The 17025-nt window shown below is 52.2% G+C and carries 12 protein-coding genes and 1 pseudogene; 3 read left to right on the top strand and 10 right to left on the bottom strand.

The window, feature by feature from the left end:
- Positions 1-64 precede the first annotated feature (64 nt).
- Both AC4FIC_RS12725 and AC4FIC_RS12720 read left to right on the top strand, forming a co-directional pair.
- On the top strand, positions 65-2809 hold the full coding sequence (locus tag AC4FIC_RS12725) for a putative bifunctional diguanylate cyclase/phosphodiesterase (RefSeq protein WP_273285382.1): 2745 nt from the start codon (positions 65-67) through the stop codon (positions 2807-2809).
- Positions 2810-3075: 266 nt separating this feature from the next.
- Positions 3076-3267: a PA3496 family putative envelope integrity protein gene (locus AC4FIC_RS12720; protein WP_100255819.1), complete on the top strand. Its 192-nt coding sequence runs from the start codon at positions 3076-3078 to the stop codon at positions 3265-3267.
- Between the two features lie 316 nt (positions 3268-3583).
- Here AC4FIC_RS12720 and AC4FIC_RS12715 read toward each other — a convergent pair whose 3' ends face one another.
- Positions 3584-4126, bottom strand: coding sequence for a gamma carbonic anhydrase family protein (locus AC4FIC_RS12715; RefSeq protein ID WP_273285381.1), 543 nt, complete (start codon positions 4124-4126; stop codon positions 3584-3586).
- 80 nt (positions 4127-4206) lie between these two features.
- Here AC4FIC_RS12715 and AC4FIC_RS12710 point away from each other — a divergent pair, with 80 nt between their 5' ends.
- Positions 4207-5736 (top strand): Ppx/GppA phosphatase family protein, encoded by a 1530-nt coding sequence (locus AC4FIC_RS12710; RefSeq protein WP_273285379.1) that lies wholly within the window; start codon positions 4207-4209, stop codon positions 5734-5736.
- Here AC4FIC_RS12710 and ppk1 read toward each other — a convergent pair whose 3' ends face one another.
- From ppk1 to AC4FIC_RS12665, 9 genes and pseudogenes are all read right to left on the bottom strand, one after another.
- Positions 5737-7815, bottom strand: a complete 2079-nt coding sequence (gene ppk1, locus AC4FIC_RS12705) for a polyphosphate kinase 1 (protein WP_287418413.1) — start codon at positions 7813-7815, stop codon at positions 5737-5739. It lies immediately after the preceding gene.
- Between the two features lie 177 nt (positions 7816-7992).
- Positions 7993-9252: a maltose ABC transporter permease MalG gene (malG, locus tag AC4FIC_RS12700; protein ID WP_273285375.1), complete on the bottom strand. Its 1260-nt coding sequence runs from the start codon at positions 9250-9252 to the stop codon at positions 7993-7995.
- Positions 9253-9271: 19 nt separating this feature from the next.
- Positions 9272-10843: a maltose ABC transporter permease MalF gene (malF, locus tag AC4FIC_RS12695; RefSeq protein WP_273285373.1), complete on the bottom strand. Its 1572-nt coding sequence runs from the start codon at positions 10841-10843 to the stop codon at positions 9272-9274.
- Between the two features lie 303 nt (positions 10844-11146).
- Positions 11147-12328 carry a maltose/maltodextrin ABC transporter substrate-binding protein MalE gene (gene malE, locus AC4FIC_RS12690; protein ID WP_273285371.1) on the bottom strand — a complete coding sequence of 394 codons (1182 nt, stop codon included), beginning with the start codon at positions 12326-12328 and terminating at the stop codon, positions 11147-11149.
- A gap of 328 nt (positions 12329-12656) precedes the next feature.
- Complete coding sequence (locus tag AC4FIC_RS12685; protein WP_273285370.1) at positions 12657-12833, bottom strand: hypothetical protein; 177 nt, start codon at positions 12831-12833, stop codon at positions 12657-12659.
- Between the two features lie 211 nt (positions 12834-13044).
- On the bottom strand, positions 13045-14802 hold the full coding sequence (locus AC4FIC_RS12680; RefSeq protein ID WP_273285368.1) for a methyl-accepting chemotaxis protein: 1758 nt from the start codon (positions 14800-14802) through the stop codon (positions 13045-13047).
- A gap of 174 nt (positions 14803-14976) precedes the next feature.
- On the bottom strand, positions 14977-15429 hold the full coding sequence (locus AC4FIC_RS12675) for a hypothetical protein (protein ID WP_476194184.1): 453 nt from the start codon (positions 15427-15429) through the stop codon (positions 14977-14979).
- A 15-nt stretch (positions 15430-15444) separates the two neighbouring features.
- The gene (serA, locus tag AC4FIC_RS12670; RefSeq protein ID WP_100255812.1) at positions 15445-16674 is read right to left on the bottom strand and encodes a phosphoglycerate dehydrogenase; all 1230 of its coding nucleotides are present in this window, start codon (positions 16672-16674) and stop codon (positions 15445-15447) included.
- A gap of 105 nt (positions 16675-16779) precedes the next feature.
- A pseudogene (locus AC4FIC_RS12665) lies at positions 16780-17025 on the bottom strand (glutathione S-transferase family protein); the annotation flags it as partial.

Here is a 17025-nt window from a genome sequence, read left to right as displayed (position 1 = left end):
TTTCCGCACCGCCTGCCAAATTTCCTTGCCTATACTGCTGTAAACAACGCTAGAAAGCCGGGATATGGTCACTGACAGCGAAACGCTTCACCACCGACGTGCACAAATTTTACTGCGCAATGGCCGCTATTTTTGGTGGTCGACGCTGTTGGTCAGCGTGGCTTGTGGGGTCTTTCAACTGTTCAATGACTTACCGCAAATCGGTCAGTGGAGCGCCGGTGCTGTGTCCATGCTGGCCCTATGCGCCTTGAGGACCAATGCCTACTGTCAACGACGATTGAACGCTGCTCCCCTGTGGAGCCCGGTACCCATCGTCACGCTACTGATCTCGGTCAATGCGCTGTTGTGGGCCGCAATTGCCCAACAGGGCGGGCTCTGTTTGACGCTGGCCATTGCTGAGGGCGGCCTGGCGAGTCTGTTCCTCTATTCTCACGGCCGCTTAGTGGCCATTACCGATGGCGCCATTGGCCTGGTCCCGATTCCGTTCTTATTTCAGGCCGATGACCCCCTCCTGATACAGGTGCACCTGCCACTGATGGCACTCTTTAGCCTTGCGGCGGCGCTAGGCCACCAGCTGGCCATGCGCAATATTCGCCATGAGCTGGAGTCGCAGCGTCTAACCCAACTCTTGACCGACAATCAGAGCGATTTACTCAACCGATTCAACCAGCGCACCCATGACATCGAACAGATAAATCACCGTCTAAGTCGAGAAGTTCAACTGCGCAAGGAAGTCAATCAAGCGCTGACCCAGAGTGAGGCGCAGCTTAATCTGGCCATGACGGCCTCGGGGTTAGGCTTTTGGGACTGGGATCTGTTGCTGCACCGGGTTTATCATTCCGACACCGCGCAATTTTTTGGCAATAGCGACACCCTCAATGGCAAGGAATTTGTCCTAACCGACTATGTCCTGCCTGAGGACATGCCACTGGTCCGCAAGGCGTTGAAGCAGCATCTGCGCGGCGAGACCGACTATTATCAGGCCCGATATCGGGTCCGACTGCCCAATAAACGACAGCAGCGTTGGATCGAAGACATCGGCAAGGTTACTGAACGCAACCAGCGAGGCCGGCCCGCCCGGATGATCGGGACGCGCCGAGACATCAGCCAAGATATGCAATTGCAGGAAAACCTCACCCTGTCATCGAGCCTGTTTAACAACAGCACCGAAGGGGTCTTTATGCTCGATGTGCAGCAGCGGCTGCGCACGTGCAATAGGATGTTTTGCCAGATCTTTGCGCAGCCGCAGGGTAATTGGGTAGGTCGGCCCCTATTGCATCTGATTCACACTGAGCAGGCCCAGAGTATATCCAGGCAGCTGGGGTCTCAGGGTCATTATCGCGGCGAAATAATAGCGATCCGCGGTCAGAACAAGCCCTTTCCCCTATCGATCAATCTGACCGCCATTCGCCGCGCCGATGCCAGCCTATGCCATTATCTCGGCATTTGTCGGGATCTATCTGCAAACCAGCGCACCGAAAATAAGAGTCCCGATCGTACCGATTTCGACAGCCTGACCGGCTTATTCAATCGAGATTATTTCCAACGCGTGTTGCGTCGGTTCCAAGACCATGAGCATCTGCTACAGGACCATTATGCGGTCTGCGTATTAAACCTAGACCGGTTTAAATCGGTCAATGAAAGTTTCGGCGTGGAGATTGGGGACCAACTGTTAAAGGATTTGGCCGCGCGGTTGAACAATTTTGCCGAACCGATAAATCAGGTCGCGCGTCTGTCGAGCGATGAGTTTGCTCTAATCATCGAGTACCAAGGCAACCAAGACAGGCTTTTAACCAGCTTGGCCGATTTACAGATCGCCATCACCCGCCCCTTTTTGGTGCCTGAGCATGAGTTGATCGTCACCGCCAGTATCGGGGTCTGCATTGTCGAGGACGGCAACGTGCGCCAACTGCTTAATCACGCCATTGCCGCGATGAACCAAGCGCGCTACCAGGGTGGCAATAATGCCCAATTCTTTCACCAGCGCTTAGCGACCCAGCCAGTGGCACGGATGCAGATGGAAAAAGCCATGCGTAGCGCCATCACCCAAAATGAATTCTCGGTTAACTATCAACCTAAGCTGAACCTCCGCACCGGCCGGATCGATTCGGTTGAGGCCCTGGCACGCTGGATACACCCTGAGAATGGCCTGATCGATCCACAGGACTTCATTCCGCTGGCAGAGGAAACCGGATTGATTGCCGCCATCGGCGAGCAGGTGCTTAATAAGGCATGTTTGGACGCCGCCGAGTGGCGTGAACAGAATCTGGGTGAGATCTCAATTTCAGTCAATATTTCGGGCCATCAGGTTCGGCGCGACGACCTATATGACGTGGTCCACAATGCGCTATGCCAATCTGGATTGCCGGCGGTCTATCTGGAATTGGAACTCACCGAGAGTATGTTGATGGAAGACATTCATCATGCGCAAGAATTTTTGAACCGTTTGCGCTCACTCGGTGTTCGCCTGGCATTGGACGATTTTGGTACCGGTTATTCGTCCCTGAGTTACCTAAAACGCCTGCCAATTGATACCCTGAAGATCGATAAATCCTTTGTCGCCGAAGCACGCCAAGGCGCGCCCAGCCCGATCGTCGAGGCCATATTAGCGATGGCCGACAGTCTCAAGCTGAAGGTCGTCGCTGAAGGGGTGGAAACCAAGGAGCAGCTGTCCTACTTAGAACGGCTCGGCTGTGACTATGCCCAAGGTTATCTGATCAGCCATGCCTTACCCACTGCCGAGGTGCTAACGCTAATTCGCCACACCAATCTGGACACCCTGTCCCAAGCTGGCGACTCGCTCCATTAAGAGCCGACGGGTTCACCGCAGGCTGGCAGAGTCTCTCTTCCTCGGCATCACTCTGTAGATGGCCATTTTGGGCATCATTCTTGCTTCACATAGATCTGAAACTAAAGCCTATTACAATATGTAACCAATGTGGCCGCACTCCTTCGATGCATTTCACAGAAATGAAATAGGAAACGAATAGACTGATCCGCGAATCGCAAGCTGATTCTTGATCAACGCACAGCGGACATATACCAGCTGCCGTTACCATGAGGGAATTACTATCTATGACTAGCAACCTTTTTAAACTAGAGCTCTCCAACATTGAAGATTCAGGGCTGCACAAGCCAGCAGATGGCAGTGCAAATAAGCGTAATGACAATCACCGACGTTTAGCGGCACGACGCGCGATTGAAGATCACTTAGAGCAGCAGCGTTTGCGAAACGAACATCAAGACGCCGATTTGGAAGTCTATTAGGCGGTCGCCTCTGTCTAAGTCGGGCAAAAAGACGCCACCTCGGCCGCTCTATCTGAGGGCTGGCTTGGATAGCTAATACCCAAAATGGTGCATGAAAACCGGCGATTTCCAGTTCGATACCTACCCGACTGGGTAACAGCCACTGTACGAGAAATTGTTACCTTGGGTAACTTCTTCAGCTATGACACTGGCATCTGACCGTCAGAGTAATGACCGGTGATGGTTGTGATCACTGGCGCTTGAGGTAATCCCTAGCGAAGGCTGTTCAACGCTGCGCGCACAACCGACCGGCCCGCCCACGATACCCCCTAGGTTACTACTCGCCGAGCCCCTCGCTGATATATTGATCCTTTAATTTAACGTAATTACCGGCCGTGTATCGGAAGTAGTCCAGTTCGGCATCGCTTAAGGCGCGCGCCGCGGCCGCGGGACTGCCCTTATAGAGAAAGCCGGACACCAAGACCTTGCCCGGGGGCACCAAGGCGCCGGCGGCCAAGATAACCCGATCTTCAATCTGGGCACCGTCCAGAACAGTCGCACCGATGCCGATCAGAACTTCATTACCAATGCTGCAGCCATGCAGGCAGGCCTGATGCCCGATGGTCACATCATTGCCGATGGTCAATGGAAAGCCTTCGGGGTGGTAGGCACTGGCATGGGTGATGTGCAACACCGCGCCGTCCTGTACCGACGTCCGTTGACCGACCTGAATGCGCTGCATATCGCCACGAATTACGGCCCCGGGCCAGACTGAGCAGTCGTTGCCGAGGGTGACATCGCCGAGCACATAACCGGCCGGACTGATAAACACGCGCTCGCCCAACTGCGGCTGTTTGCCAGAAAAGGTATGTATCGTCAAAGCAGGCTCCTGAATTGTTTAGGTGATAGACTGGTCAGTTAGAAGGGTTTCACGGTTTAAGTCAATTTAAGAGTAGCGTGATGTTGAAAATTTCTGGTTTCTGGCGAAATCGCGATGAAGAGTTTGCCGCTATCGATCTGGGCTCGAACTCCTTTCATATGATCATTGCGAAGGTATCAAACGGTCAATTGACGATCATCGATCGCCTGAAGGAATCCGTTCTACTGGGTTATGGCCTCGACGAAGACAATGCCCTGGACGATATTTCGCAACAACGGGCGCTCGATTGCTTGGGCCGTTTTCAGCAACGCATTGCCCATTTGCCGTCAGCCCGAGTCCGGGCCGTCGGCACCCGGACCCTGCGTTTGGCAGTCAATGCGGCGCCCTTTTTGGTGCGAGCCGAACAGACTCTAGGGGTCGGTATTCATATCGTCTCCGGTGCCGAGGAGGCGCGTCTGGTCTATCAGGGTGTTGCCTTTGGTATTGAGGACGACCACCTAACCCGACTGGTGATCGACATAGGCGGTGGCAGTACCGAATTAATCGTCGGCCAAGATTTTATGCCTTCGACGCTGGAATCCCTGGGCATGGGTTGTGTCTCGATCACCAAACGTTTTTTTGCCCACGGCGAAATCAACAAGGCCGCCATTAAGGCCGCCGAGATCTATTGCCTACAGAAGATTGAACCATTCGAGAATATGTTTCGCCAGCAAACATGGCAACGCGCCATTGGTTGTTCCGGTACCATTAAAACCATCGCCAGCATCCTCGACCAGAAGAGCGGCCACCCGGCCATTACCCCCGACGGCTTAAAATGGCTGATAAAACATTGCCTCGAGGCGAAGACGATCGAGGCCTTGAACCTGCCCGGCCTGAGCAATGACCGTAAGCCGGTCTTCATGGGCGGCCTGATCGTGCTCCGCGCCTGCATGCAGGCGCTTAAGTTGAATACACTGGAAGCCTCGCCTTGGGCGTTGCGCGAAGGGGTGCTCTTTGATTTACTCGGCTACGACAGCATCTCGGATATGCGTGAGAGATCGGTGACCGAGCTGGCCAAACGTTTTCATACCGATGCGATCCACGCCCAACGCACCCAGCGGATTGCGCTCCAGCTGTTCAAACAGGTTCAAGCAAAAATGGCTCTCGATGACCGCTGGCTGGACTACTTGAGCTGGGCTTGCCTACTGCAAGAAGTGGGTCTGGACATCAACCACGACCAGTTCCATGTGCACGGCGGCTATATTATCGAACACAGCCACCTGGCCGGCTTTAGCTATGATGAACAAAATCGTCTCGCCTACCTAGTGCGCAATCAACGCAAGAAGCCGGATTGGTCGGTACTCGACAAGTTGCCCAAGGAAGATGTCGCCCCCTTTGTCGTGGTGCTGCAAATATTTCGCTTGGCCTGCATCCTAACTCGGGCCCGCAATGAGTTCCAAGACATCGGCTGGTCGATCAGTGTTGAGCACGGCGCGTTGGTGTTTAACGCCCCTCCAGCCTGGTGGGAAGCACAACCGTTGGCAGCGGCGGGCTTAGCCGCCGAGGCCAACCTAATGAAGAAGGGCCCGGGGGCTTTGACCCTGACTCACCCGATCGGACTGAGCGACTAGCTATTGCGTTGCTTGCGCTAAGAGCGTCATTTGCGCTGATAAGGCTTCAACACCGTCCTCCGGCAATACCTTCTGGTAGCTGCCGTCGCTGCTCAGTTGCCAGGCTTGGGCCGTATCGCGCAGGTACAGTTCTAAGTCCTCAATCACCTTCTCGCGAATTTTCTTGAGTAACAGTGGGAAGCCGGTTTCGACCCGATGAAACATATTACGGGTCATCCAATCGGCGCTGGCCAATATCACCTCGGGTTCGCCTGCGTTGTGGAAACAAAACACCCGAGTGTGTTCTAGGAATCGTCCAACCACCGAGCGCACCCGGATATTTTCGGATACCCCAGGCAAGCCTGGAGTGACCTGGCAAACACCGCGCACAATCAAATCGATCTGCACGCCCGCTTGACTTGCTTGGTAAAGCTTTTGCACCAGAACATCCTCAGACAATGAATTCATCTTGGCGATGATTCGAGCCGGCTTGCCGTCTCGGGCGTTTTGAGTCTCACGTTCGATGTAGCGCACCAGGGTCTTATGCAACGAAAACGGCGCTTGCAGTACTCGGTCCAGTTTCGACATTCGACCCAAGCTGGTGAGCTGTAGGAAGATCCGATTGACGTCATCACCAATCTGCTTATTGTTGGTCATCAGACCATAGTCAGTGTAGATGGTCGCTGTTTTAGGATGATAGTTACCGGTACCCATATGAACATAGTGGCACAGTCGATTGCCTTCCTTACGCGCCACCATCAACAGCTTGGCATGGGTTTTATAGCCAAAAACACCATAGACCACATGAATGCCATATTCCTGCAGACGGGTTGCCAAGGCCACGTTGGCTTCCTCATCGAAGCGCGCCAACAGCTCGATGACAACAGTCACTTCCTTACCGGCCTTAGCGGCGGCTACTAACGCGTCGACAATGATCGACTTGGAGCCCGTACGGTAAAGGGTCTGTTTTATCGTTAGAACCCGAGGGTCTTTCGCCGCCTGCCGGATCAGATCGACCACGGGCAGAAAAGAGTCGAAGGGGTGATGCAAGAGAATATCCGATTTACTGATCGCATCAAAAACATTGCCCTTACGTTTGAGCAGCTTTGGATAATTCGCTTCAAAGGGTGGGTACATCAGATCCGGACGCCCGACCATATCGATCAGCCCGACCAGTCGATTCAGGTTGACCGGGCCATTGACCCGATACATGTCGGGGCTCTTGATTTCGAACTGCTTGGAGAGAAACGCCACCATCTGGTCGGGACTGTTTTCGGCTATCTCCAGCCGCACCTCATCTCCAAACTGCCGATAGATCAGTTCCCCTTCAATGGCACGACGCAGATCTTCGGTTTCTTCTTCATCGACAAACAGCTCAGAGTTGCGCGTCACTCGGAACTGGTAGCAGCCTTTGACCGTCATACCGAAGAAAATTTCATCCATAAAAAAGTGGATAATCGATGAGGTGAAAACAAAGTGGTTGGCCGACTCTTCTCCCGGCACCTCTAGGCGCACCAGGTTGGGCGAGGATCGCGGGCATTGCACGATCGCCTGACCGCTGTTGCGGCCAAAGGCATCCTTACCCTGCAAGAACACCATAAAGTTCAATGACTTATTCAGGATGCGTGGAAAGGGGTGGGCCGGATCGAGCCCAATCGGGCTGAGCAGCGGTAGAATTTCTTGATGAAAATACTCATGCAGCCAAGCGATTTGAGCCTGACTCCAATTTTCCCGCTTCACTACGACTATATCGGCCTCAGCCAGGAGGGGCAGCAGCGTCTCGTTAAGAATCTGGTATTGGTCTTGCACCAAGACATGGGCATGGATGGCAATTTTTTCCAATTGCTGCTCAGGGGTCTGACCGTCTGCGCCAGGCAAGGTCATGCCGGCCTCATTACGCTCTTTTAAACCACCCACCCGGACTTCGAAAAACTCGTCGAGGTTCGTACTCGAGATACAGAGAAAGCGCAGGCGCTCCAGCAATGGAATCTGACTGTCCAGCGCCTGCGCCATAACTCGGCGATGGAACTCTAATAGCGACAACTCTCGATTTAAAAAGTGTTCCGGGCCGATCAGCAAGCTTTCAGTGGGTTCGGACATCAGACTTCCTCGTTTAATTAAGACTAGCTTACTCGATCTCTAGCTGAATTTTAGGTCATTTATCCCCCCAGGCCGATTTATTTGCAAAATGACCTTACCGGCCACACCCGACGTTTTGCAATGTTCAGCCAAAAAGAAGCCCGCTCGAGGCGGGCTTTGACAACAGCGGCGATCGTACTAGCCTTTGACCCCCCCGGATGTCAGACCGCTGACTAAGAATTTTTGACAGATCAAGAAGACGATGGTGATTGGGATGCCGGCCAGAACCGCCGCTGCAGCGAAGTCACCCCAAAGTGCATTTTGTGCCTGTATATACTGTTGCGCTCCGACTGCCAAGGTCATCTTATTCAGATCGGAGATCAGAATAGAAGCCAACGGATACTCATTGACGATACCGATAAAGGTCAGAATAAAGACTACCGCCAGTATCGGTACGCTTAATGGCAGCAAGATCTTATAGAAGGTCTGCCAGGGGGTTGCACCGTCGATCCAGGCCGACTCTTCCATCGCCGCATCGATGGTGTCGAAGTACCCGATGATCATGAAAATATTTAATGCCATAGAGCCCATATAACCGATGATCAGCGCCGAATGCGAATTCAATTCCATCAAGCCGATAAAGCTGCCTAACTTCTCAAAGATCAGATAGAGCGCGGTTAAAAATAAGGTATTGGGAAACATCTGAATAACCAACAAGGATTTTAACATCGGTCCCTTGCCGGTAAAACCCAACCGGCCAAAGGCATAGGCGCTGGTCGTTGACAAGAGCAGTACCAGAGTTGCTGTGATCACGGCAACCTTAACGGTATTCATCAACCAACTCAGGACTGGGAAAACCGGCTTCGAGACATAGGCACCGCCATATTGCAGCGTGGTTCGGGTAGCCCCAGGGGGCTTGGCATAGACGGTCAGCTCACTGCTCACGCTACCGGCCGGATCCAGAAACAGGACATCCGGCCCATAGCGACTGCGCTGACCGGGCAGGTCGAGAACGATCTGCTGACGGCCGATCAGACCGTCTGAGTCGGACCCGCTGAGCGCCACCTTGTCGCCCACTTCATTTAAATACGCAATGGCCATGTAGGACTGGATCGGGAAGTCTTCTTCACTGAAGCTGGTGTTGGCCCTTAGGGTCCAAGATCCGTCGGCATTAAACGCCACGTCGCCAATACCATTGTTGAAGTTCACCTGATCGACGCCGTCGAGATCCTTTTTCAGTGGGTTCATGCCGGTATAGTTTTGCTCTAGAGCCAGAGCCCAATGCTCCAAGGTCGGATCGGATGGAATCAGAAAATTCTGTGGATCGACCAGGGTATGGCCGGTCCGAAAAGATATCGACACCACGTAGGCCAATGGATAGATCACGAAAAATAAAAAAGTGATCAAGAAAATATGTACGCCCCAGATACGAGCGGTAAAGGATGTTGATTTAACCATGCTGCACTCTCCGCTGGAGTTATTTTCGGCCGACTTCTATTCTGGCCGCTTTAAGATAGATCACCGCCATAATGCCAACCATTAAAAAGATGAAGGTCGAGATGGTGGCACCCAGGGCGAAATCCTGAGTATCCCCCATAAAGGCCAGGCGGAAAGCATAGTTCACCAGCAAATCCGTTTCGCCCGCCTGTGGGTTGGAACCGATGATAATTGGGTCACCGCGCGTAAGCAGTTGGATCAGGACAAAATTATTAAAATTAAAGGTAAAGGATGCGATTAACAACGGCAGCATCGGCCGGGTAACCAGCGGCAGGGTAATGCGAAAGAAATTATTGAGTGGCCCGGAACCTTCTAAGCTGGAGGCCTCATAGAGGTCCTTCGGAATGGACTGGAGCATGCCCAAGCTGAGAATGAACATATAGGGATAACCCATAAATAGATTCGCGATCAAAATCATCAGGCGCGAAAAATGGGGGTCGGAATTCCAATCTGGGGCGATGTTGAACAGGACATCGAGCACATAGTTTATTTGCCCCAGATTTTGATTAAAGAGTGCCTTGAAGATCATGATCAAAATAAAGCCCGGCACGGCATAGGGTAAGATCAGCAAAACCTGATAGAGGCCGCGAATCTTAATCGGCTCCCATTGCACAAAGCTCGCGATGGTCATACCAATAAAGAAGGTCGCGATCACGGTGAAAATAGAAAAGAACATTGTCCAGGTGAAGATTTGTAGAAAGGGACCAAACATCCCTTTGTCGGTCAGGATGCGCTTATAGTTATCGAATCCGACATTGACCTGAAATCCTGGCGTGACGTATTCACCCGACGCGTCGACAAAGAACCCCTGTTCCAAGTCGGCGCGCAATCGGCTGCCATCAAGTTGATTGACCAGAACAGCGGTGTCATCCGCTGCGACCCGCCATAAGGAATATTTCTCACCATATTCTCGTATTTTGGATTTCACCAATAGCGTGCCATTTGGCAATTCCAACTGAATATTCGCTAACTGGTTGAGCTGTGCAAAGAATGTCTTGTCAGGCGCTATAGGTAAGTTCGGTACGCCATCGCTGGGCACCAGTTTTACCACAATCATCTCGGTATGGGTCATGGGCAACGATTGTTCGCTGACATACAGGGCGCCGTTGGCATCTTCAAGCATCAACTGGGTATTGTCACCGTCCATCAAGAGGGTCAGCGGGTAATCATGAGACCCCTCAGCGACATAGGCTTGCTGCAGAAAATAGGCCTTTGATTGGGCGAAGGATAGCAGGTGTAGGTTCGACTTGTTGGTAAAGGTTAACCCCAAGGTATACATGATAGGAAAAATAACAAAGACAAACACACCAACCAAACCGGGAAAAACATAGCGCCAAACATAGGCTTTTTCAGATAGAAAAACAAAGCCAAAGGTCGCGGTAAATACCAGCACAAAGGTGCCATAAAGAATTTCATTTTTGGCATACATCGTTAGGGTAACATAGAGGAAAAATACCGAGAGCAGGGTAACGACAATATATTGCGTCCATACCTTCCATCTTTCCAGTGCGGCAGCTTCCGGCACCATCGGGATGGCATTTATATTTGCCATATAGAGACCTCATTTTCAAGCGTGCAAAGTTTAGTTAAGAAAGAAACCTATCGGTAAGTTGCTTTGTTAAGCCAAACTGACATGGTTCTCATCGATATAATTTTAATGGGAAGTTTTTCGGAATGTTCAATAGTGGCTGGTCACTCACCTAGGATTACAGCTGCGCCTGAACTGTAGTTCAAATAAAAAAGTTCGTTCGGAAAAGTTGCAAGAAAAAACGCTTATCGCTAGCAACAGTGCATAAGCGCTTATCTGCAAGGTAGTCACCGGCAAGACCGGCCACCACCCTATGCTTGTGGTGCCTTACTTCACGATGCGAGCTGCTGCATCGTCAAGCGCTTCCACGACCGTTTGACGACCCTGAGTGATGGCAGTCAAGGCTGGGCCCATATTGCTCCAAAAGGCACCCATTTCTGGGATGTTTGGCATGGGTTCACCGGCTTGCCATACTTTGTAGGCGTCGGCTAAGGTGCCACTTTCTTTTGCCAAAGACTTCATAAATTTCTTATGAGTGACGGCACCCAAAGCACGATCGTCATTGACCATCTTCAGGCCATCTTCGGTCAGCAGATAGGCTTCCAAAAACTCCACCGCCAATTCTTTGTTCGGCGTAGAAGCGTTCACCGCCGCAGATAAGATACCGGTAAAGCCCTTAGGTGTGCCTTTGCCAATCTTTGGATAGGCTCCCAGAATCATATCGATGCCGGCTTTCTCGTAATCCGCCCAAGCCCATGGACCGTTAATGACGCAGGCCACTTCACCGGCCTTAAAGGCGGCGTCGAATACACCGTAATCAACACCCTCAGCCATAATACCCGAGTCGATTAGATCTTTGATCATGGCCGCGCCAGCTTTTGTACCGTCGTTGGCCATACCCGTAACTTTCGGATTGTAAACGCCGGCAACATTCTCAAACGCAAAGCCCCCTTCGGCGGTCAGGAAGCCATAGGTGAAGTAAGTATTATTGTAGTCCCACATCAGCGACTGCTTACCCTGCTCGGCTAAACCGGGCGCGGCGGCCTTAACATCTGCAATACTCTTGAAGGGCTTGCTAACGATGTCAGCGTTACAAATTTGCGTTGGACCTTCGACGGCGATGGGGTAACCAAAGATCTGACCGTTATAACTGACCGCACCCCAGAACGAGTCATCCAGTGCTTTCTTAACAGCGCTACTCGGTACAACCGGCGTGATCAGACCCGATTTAGCCCAATCACCAAAGCGGTCATGCGCCCAGATAAAGATGTCTGGCCCTTTTCCAATAGATGCTTCCTGTTGGAATTTTTCGGTGACAGAATCAGGTGTTTCGACCTTTACCTCGACGCCTGTTTCCTCAGCAAATTTATCACCCACGGCTTGCAAGCCATTGTAGCCTTTGTCAGCATTGATCCAAACCAATAGGCTACCTTCATCCCAAGCCATCGCCTGAGAACCCATAGTCGCGCCGGCGATAGCCAATGCGGTAACAAGTGTTTTTTTCATCATAATATCTATTCCTTTACTTTTTGTTGTAGTCGAGAATCACCTCATAACGGGGGATAAATTAACTGCTTCCGAGCTTTCGCAGAAGGCCTCTTTGCTTAGTATTAAGTAAAATCCACCTAATCAAACCTCTGCCCATTAGGGTGTGCTTTTGATATGAAAAGGATGACTTAACGTCTAGGTGGAATATTGTTATTGGATTGAATCTAAATAATATTCTTCATTTTGACTTAACCAACCCCCTTAGCGTCGACGCTTGAGGGCTTATCGAATGTAGGCGGCGGTGGCCGAAAAACGGCGAGCCGAAGCTCTTACTCCATTTTGAAGATAGTTAATCATCTCGCAACAGGGTGTAGCGGGCCTGCATACGAAAGGCGATTAAAAAACCCAGCAGGGCGCCAAGCACACAAATAACAGAATCTCGCAGGATGCCGGCATCGATAAAAACCATGGCTGCACCCAACATAACAACAGCTATTATGATGATTAAAAGAAACAGCCACTTCATAACACTCCTCCTTTGGATTGGTCAGTTAATCATTAATAAACTCTCTCGCCTTTTTAGTGTAGACCTTGCTAGGAACCTTGCCATGGCGGACCTTTTCTTTTAGCCGATTAATCGTTCGGTGCTGTTGTAAGTCTGAGGATTTTTTTTATCGGCGCAAACCTGTGCCTGCTCTGCGTTAGTCCTAACGAAACACAGACTCCCTGCAAGGTTATTACTTAGTCAAAAAGGTATCCACTAGGCCCTTGAGTTGTTCACTAATATCGCGCAAGGCTTCAGCGGCCTCTTCACGTGCCACGGCATTTGCCGACAGGTCGTTAACCTGGCCCGAAATGCGATTGATGGAGGCGTCGATGCTGCCCGCCACTTCCGACTGTTCTGATGAGGCCTGAGCAATTTGACTGTTTAACTCATTAATTTGATCCACGGCCTTGGCGACCTCTGCCATAGTGTTGGCGGCCTCATGGATTTTTTGCATATTATCCAGGCCGCTAATCTTGCTTTTTTCAATTTCGGCAACCGCAGATTTGGCACCGTCCTGCAGCTTGCCCACGGTCTCCTGTATTTCGATGGTTGACTGATGGGTGCGTCGGGCTAGATTGCGCACCTCATCGGCCACCACGGCAAAACCGCGCCCCTGCTCACCAGCTCGGGCGGCTTCAATGGCGGCATTTAAGGCCAGCAGGTTGGTCTGTTCAGAGATCCCACGAATGACGTCCAATACGCTGCCGATGTCATCGGTGTTGTTGGCCAGATTGGCGATAACCTTTGATGCGGACGAGACCCCTTGCGAGAGTTCATCGAGGCTACGCACGCTATTTTCCATGGTTTGGCGGCCGAGTTCGGCGGTCTGTCGGGCACTCTGGGCCAGTTCGGAGGCGACATCGGTATTCTGTTTAATATTGGCAGCCGCGGCAGACATCTCCGTGGTCGCAGCTGCGACCATGTCGGTTTCATTCTGTTGCGCGCGCACACTGACCGAGAGGTTGCCGCTGGCATCCCGAGCGGTGTTGGCGATCGCCATTAACTCGCCCGCGCTGTCAGACATGCGACTGATGGTGCCCTGAAACTTATCCATCATGGCGTCAAACGCCTGGGCAATTGAACCGAGCTCATCGCGGCGCAAATATTGCGTGCGTAGGGTGACATTATTGGTCGATTCAATATTTTGAATAACTTGGGTCAGACGCTGTATGGGAATCAACAAACCGCGCAGAAAAACCAGGCCTAGGATGCTACCGATTAACAATGCCCCGGCCGTGATACTGATGGCCATGATCGATGAGGAGTCCACTTGACCACGGATATTCGCACCGGCACTGGCTACCGAATCGCTGGCGGCAGCGAAATCCATGGCGTCTGCGACGATCTGATCCATCGAGCCGTTCTGTTCCTGTTGGTACTCGTTGCGCAAAGACTCCAAAATGGCGAGGATTTTATCGGCCTGGTCCTTGGCGCCATCGCCCATCGATTTTCCCATCGATACCGAATTGGTTTCGAACATCTTAAACATCCGTTCGGCATAGAGCTTAAAGGTTTCAATTTCCTCGCGGGCTTGGTCGAATCGAGTCTTGTTCTCTGGGTCCTTTTTTTCCAGATTGGCTAACTGGCTTTGCAGTTTGGTTTCGATGCGGCGGCCCGACTCAACCGATTGAATAATCAAGGTAAGAGCACCTTGGAAATACCAGTAGTTCATTTCATTGACCAGGTTAATGGTCTCGGCAATGGTGGCCACTCGGTCGATAACCTCCTGCTGCACCAGAATAGAACTCTCTTGCCGTGACACCAACGTTCTCTGGGTGGAAATCAGGCCTGACTGAGCGTCAACTTGCTCATTGATGGAGCGAATCTTTAAGACGATAAAGCTATTGGCCACCAGCATTAAAAGTATGATTGTGGAAATCAACGCAATGGTACGGATACGAATTGAAAAACCCTTTTGCGGCCGAACTAAACTTTTGGGCGTAGCCATTGAACATCTCCAAACAGGACTCTCTGTATCGCTTAAGTCTAGCAGTGCAAAAAAAAACTGCTGTCCCACGCAAGGCTGTGCCCTAAGGCAAATGGGGAGTGCATTCGACTCAGGGTAAGCAGGCAGCTGGAAGGCAAGAGGGGAGACACACAGGCCAGCGGATGGCCAGGAAAGTTAGCGCAGCGGCACGGTGGCCAATGTCTGGGTGCGTACGTCCACGACGGTCATTGGCAGGCCCACCATGAGCCACAGAGTGCCGGTCGGACTGGCCCGCGAACGAACCACCCGAGCCATGTCGGTGAGGGTATCTAAGAGGAATTCATTGGCGGCCAGTTGACTGGCCTCAGATTGGTACCAAGCCTGGGACCAACTATCGGCCCAGAGCGTGATCTGCTCGGTCAGCGTGCGGTTAATGCGCTCGCTGACCGATTCGGCACTGGGTTCGGATGCCAATAGGACGGTCACCGGAAAACCGCTGATATCCGGATCACAGATAAAGGCCGGTGCCGGGGTCCGCGGACTGTCTGCAAAAGCACAGCGGGTCGTCTCGGTGTCCACCGCCCGATTGCTGCAAGCTGACAGGGCCAGCAGACAGAACAGGGTCAAGGTTGCCGAGCGCTTCACCATGGTTGCCTGAGCAGCTTAGAACAACACGCGAGCACGGATGGTACCCTTAACCTGCAGCACCTTTTCCAGCGCTACTTCCGAACAGTCTTGGGCAACATCGATCACCACATACCCGATATTGTCGGAGGTGCGCAGATATTGGCCCATGATATTGATCCGGTTTTCAGAAAACACCTGGTTAATTTCCGACAGCACGCCGGGAATATTTTGGTGAATATGCAGTATGCGATGCGCATTTGGATGCGCCGGCAAGGCGACTTCGGGGAAGTTAACGGCCGATAAGGAGGTACCTGTATCGGAGTAGCTGGCGAGTTTCTCCGCCACCTCGATGCCGATATTGAATTGCGCTTCCTGGGTGGAGCCGCCAATGTGCGGGGTCAAAATCACATTGTCGAAGGCGCGCAAGGGCGATTGAAATTCCTCATCATTGGTACGCGGTTCCAGCGGGAACACATCGATCGCGGCACCGAGTACGGTCTTCGCGCGCAAGGCCGCAGCTAAGGCATCGATATCGACTACCGTACCGCGCGCGGCATTGATAAAAACACTGCCTTGTTTCATGGCCGCAAACTGCGCCTCGCCCATCATCCACTTGGTGGATGCCGTTTCCGGTACGTGCAAGGTGACCACATCGGCCAGTCCTAACAAGTCATTCAGCGAGCCGACCTGTCGGGCATTGCCGAGCGGAAGCTTGGTAATGGTGTCGTAGAAAACAACTTCCATGCCCATGCTTTCGGCCATAATGCCCAATTGGGTGCCAATGCTGCCGTAACCAACGATGCCCAGAGTTTTACCGCGAATTTCATAGCTGTTGGTGGCAGATTTCAACCAGCCACCCTGGTGGCATGCGGCGTTGCGTTCGGGGATACCGCGCAGCAGTAGGATCGATTCGGCTAGCACCAGTTCGGCAACCGAGCGCGTATTCGAGAAGGGGGCATTAAACACCGCAATGCCGCGCTCCGAGGCCGCAGCCAGGTCGACCTGGTTGGTACCGATACAAAAACAACCCACCGCCACCAGCCGCTCTGCGGCGGCAAACACTTCGGCGGTGAGCTGAGTTCGGGAGCGTATCCCGATAAAATGGACATCCTTGACACGCTCGAGTAACTCCGCCTCGGGCAAGGAGCCCTTAACGTTGTCAATATTGGTATAACCAGCTCGGGTCAAGGAATCGAGTGCACTCTGGTGTACACCCTCTAACAACAGGATTCGGATTTTGCTTTTATCAAGTGACGTTCGGTTCATTGGTAGGCTCTAAGCAGTTCATTTCGCGGGGCCCATCCTACCACAGGCCCTAGGTGGATTTGTCACCAATTTTGCAATGCTGTTGTTTAGTTTATGGTAGACGGCTCACCCAAAGGAACGGGCTCGATCGTGACCTGCGGAAAAATCCTGCACCGGACCCAAGGGCACGATACCGTCCGGGTTAATCGAACGGTGGCTGAAGTAGTAGTGCCGTTTGATATGGGTCAGATCCACGGTTTCCGCCACACCCGGAACTTGAAACAACTCACGCACGTAATTGCTCAGATTGGGGTAGTCGGCAATGCGCTTATTGTTGCACTTAAAGTGCCCAACATAGACCGCATCGAAGCG

Source organism: Reinekea sp., from assembly GCF_982785585.1.
Note: the sequence above shows the minus strand (reverse complement) of the source record. Positions and strands in the feature narration are given on the sequence as shown.